This is a genomic window from Mesorhizobium sp. M7A.F.Ca.CA.002.09.1.1 (assembly GCF_003998555.1).
Taxonomy (GTDB): Bacteria; Pseudomonadota; Alphaproteobacteria; order Rhizobiales; family Rhizobiaceae; genus Mesorhizobium; species Mesorhizobium ciceri.
In genome coordinates, this window is the sequence record NZ_RZRR01000721.1 from 1 (window position 1) to 2,955 (window position 2,955).

Below are 2,955 nucleotides of genomic sequence, written 5' to 3' on the forward strand. Positions count from 1 at the left end.
CCGCAACCGGTGCGGTAGCCGGCGACGTCGTATATGTCCTTGACGGCCAGCCGCAGGCCGGCCAACGGGCCGAGCTGGGCATGTGCCACGGGCATCTGGCGAAGATCGAGAAAGGCGTTGAGAGGGCCGTGCGTGCCTGTCATCGTTCGATATCCGGATACGGTTGCCGCAACATTGTTCGACGCCAGAAATTTTACAACCTGCGATACGATTTTTATTGATTGTGAAAGTCTTCGCCCTTATATCGCGCTTGCCCAAAGTCGCACGTGCCTGTGGGTGTCCGCCGATCCTCGAATGGTGAGGGAAATCGGTAAGGTAACTGGAGCCAACCCCTCCAGTCGGTCTAGCGGCCAACCGCCAGCCCGAGGACACCTTGAAGCAACGACGGTGCGGGCCTTTCTGGTGTTCTGCCGGTTGTCCAAAAACCGGGGTTACTGAAGAGGCACACCTTCATTGCCGGCAGTGCGGACGGGTCTCCCATCCAAGCCAAGGCAGACAAAGCGAACCGAGGCCGGGCAAGGCCAAGGTTCACCGCCGCGAGACGGCGCTTCATGGTTCCGGGGTCTCCACCGGCTGGTTCCATGGATTTCCGTCCCGCCTTTGTCCACCGCGAGTTCGCGAGGCCGACAGCCCGCGTCCCGCAGCCTTATTGCGCGCCGAAAGGCGCTGATGGAGAGACCCCGATGGCCACCCAGCGCATCCTTGACTTCCTCGCCACCCGACGTCCGACCGGCCCCTGCCTCGTCGTCGACCTCGATGTCGTGCGCGACAATTTCCGCGCCTTCGAGAAGGCGCTGCCCGATTCCAGGATCTACTATGCGGTGAAAGCAAACCCGGCGCCGGAAATCCTGCGCCTGCTTGCTGCGATGGGCTCGTCCTTCGACACCGCTTCCGTTGCCGAAGTCGAGATGGCGATGGACGCTGGTGCACCGGCGGACCGCATCTCCTTCGGCAACACCATCAAGAAGGAGCGTGACATCGCACGCGCCTACCAGCTCGGCATCCGCCTGTTCGCCGTCGATTGCGTCGAAGAGGTCGAGAAGATCGCCCGCGTCGCGCCCGGTGCGCGCGTGTTCTGCCGCGTGCTGACCGATGGCGAGGGCGCCGAGTGGCCGCTGTCGCGCAAGTTCGGCTGCGTGCCGGCGATGGCCGTCGACGTGCTGCGCCATGCCAAGGGGCTCGGCCTCGACGCCTATGGCGTGTCGTTCCATGTCGGCTCGCAGCAGACCGACCTGACCGCCTGGGACCGCGCGCTGGCCGACGCCAAGGTGGTGTTCGCGACGCTCGCCGAGGAAGGCATCGTCTTGAAGATGGTCAATATGGGCGGTGGTTTCCCGACGCGCTATCTGCGTGACGTGCCGGCCGCCCAGGCCTATGGCCAGGCGATCTTCTCGGCGCTGCGCAAGCATTTCGGCAATGCCATTCCGGAGACCATCATCGAGCCGGGCCGTGGCATGGTCGGCAATGCCGGCGTCATCAAGTCGGAAGTCGTGCTGATCTCGAAGAAGGCCGCCAACGACAATGTGCGCTGGGTGTTCCTCGACATCGGCAAGTTCGGCGGCCTGGCCGAGACGATGGACGAGGCGATCCGCTACCCGATCGTCACCGCGCATGACGGCACGGAGACCGCACCTTGCGTGCTCGCCGGCCCGACCTGCGATTCGGCCGACGTGATGTACGAGAAGACGCCCTATCTGCTGCCTTTGTCGCTGACCATCGGCGACGAGGTGCTGATCGAAGGCACCGGCGCCTACACGACCACCTACTCGGCGGTCGCCTTCAACGGCTTCGAGCCTCTCCGATCCTACGTGATCTGACGGCGCTTGCTCAGCGCATTTTCGAACGGCGAACCGGACACAACTTCGCCTGAAAATGCGCTGAGAGAGCCGATCAGATCATCCCAGGTGGGCGACTTTCGTCCACCCGGGCTCGCCTGTGGAACAGATCTCCGCTCGCCAGGGATTACGGAAATGGAAATGCCAGTTGAAATTGGGGGCCACGCACCGGCCTTTGTGATGGTTGCCGAAACCGCCGCCGATGTTGCGGCGCGCGAGGCGTTGCTCGATCGGGCGATGGGGCCGAAGCGCAGGAAAAAGTCGTCGGAGAAGCTGCGGCGTGGCCGGCGGCCCTCGGAAGGCCTGGTCTTCGTCGCCCGCGATGGCTCGGGCGGCGTCGCCGGCACCGTGCGGCTGTGGGACGTCAGGCTGGGCGAGGGCGGTGCGGCTGCGCTGCTGCTTGGCCCGCTTGCCGTCGATCCGTCGCTCAAGAACGCCGGCATCGGCTCGGCCCTGATGCGCCATGCCATCGCCGAGGCGGCACGTCTTGGCCATGCCGCGATCCTTCTGGTCGGCGATGCGCCCTATTACGCGCGCTTCGGCTTCTCGGCCGAGAAGACCGGTTCGCTTGCCATGCCGGGACCCTATGAGCGGCACCGCCTGCTGGCGCTGGAACTGGTGGAAGGCGCGCTTGACGGCGTGCACGGCACGCTGAGGGCGGCCGGCCGCAAGCTGAAGGCGCAGGAATTGATATCGGCGGCCTGAGATACGAAGCCGCCAGCATTTCATGCAAAAACGCCGCCCGAAAAGGCGGCGTTTTTTCGCGATTGGTGGGCGCCACCTTGGGCGCCTGCATGCCTTCAGCCGATCAGCTGGCTGAGCGCCATGGCAACGGTCATGTCGCCTTCGACCTTTATCTTGCCGGTCATGAACGCCATTGTCGGGTTCAGGTCGCCAGCGATCAGCGAATCGAGATCGTCGAGCGAGAGCTTGATGGTGCAGTCGGTGGGTGCATCGGTGTTCGAGACGGTTGCGCCGTCGATGACGATGACGCCGTCGCTGCCGGTGTCGAATTTCACGGAACGATCGAACCCGCTGCTGGCCACGCGCGACTTGATCTTCTCGGCAATCTCCTGAACGCTCACGCTGTTCTCCTTGTCTGGTTGCATCTGTCTCGCAA

At 64.1% G+C, this 2,955-nt stretch carries 3 protein-coding genes and 1 pseudogene; 2 read left to right on the forward strand and 2 right to left on the reverse strand.

Going from position 1 to position 2,955, the window contains the following annotated elements; translation table 11 throughout:
• A pseudogene (locus tag EN994_RS36345) lies at window positions 1-143 on the reverse strand (amidase); the annotation flags it as partial.
• Between the two features lie 540 nt (window positions 144-683).
• Here EN994_RS36345 and odc2 point away from each other — a divergent pair.
• Both odc2 and EN994_RS25095 read left to right on the forward strand, forming a co-directional pair.
• Window positions 684-1,817 (forward strand): ornithine/lysine decarboxylase, encoded by a 1,134-nt coding sequence (odc2, locus tag EN994_RS25090; RefSeq protein ID WP_024502712.1) that lies wholly within the window; start codon window positions 684-686, stop codon window positions 1,815-1,817.
• Between the two features lie 153 nt (window positions 1,818-1,970).
• Window positions 1,971-2,540: an N-acetyltransferase gene (locus EN994_RS25095; protein ID WP_063168935.1), complete on the forward strand. Its 570-nt coding sequence runs from the start codon at window positions 1,971-1,973 to the stop codon at window positions 2,538-2,540.
• Between the two features lie 95 nt (window positions 2,541-2,635).
• Here the strand turns inward: EN994_RS25095 and EN994_RS25100 are convergent, their stop codons facing one another.
• Window positions 2,636-2,920: an SCP2 sterol-binding domain-containing protein gene (locus EN994_RS25100; RefSeq protein ID WP_013529756.1), complete on the reverse strand. Its 285-nt coding sequence runs from the start codon at window positions 2,918-2,920 to the stop codon at window positions 2,636-2,638.
• Window positions 2,921-2,955 lie beyond the last annotated feature (35 nt).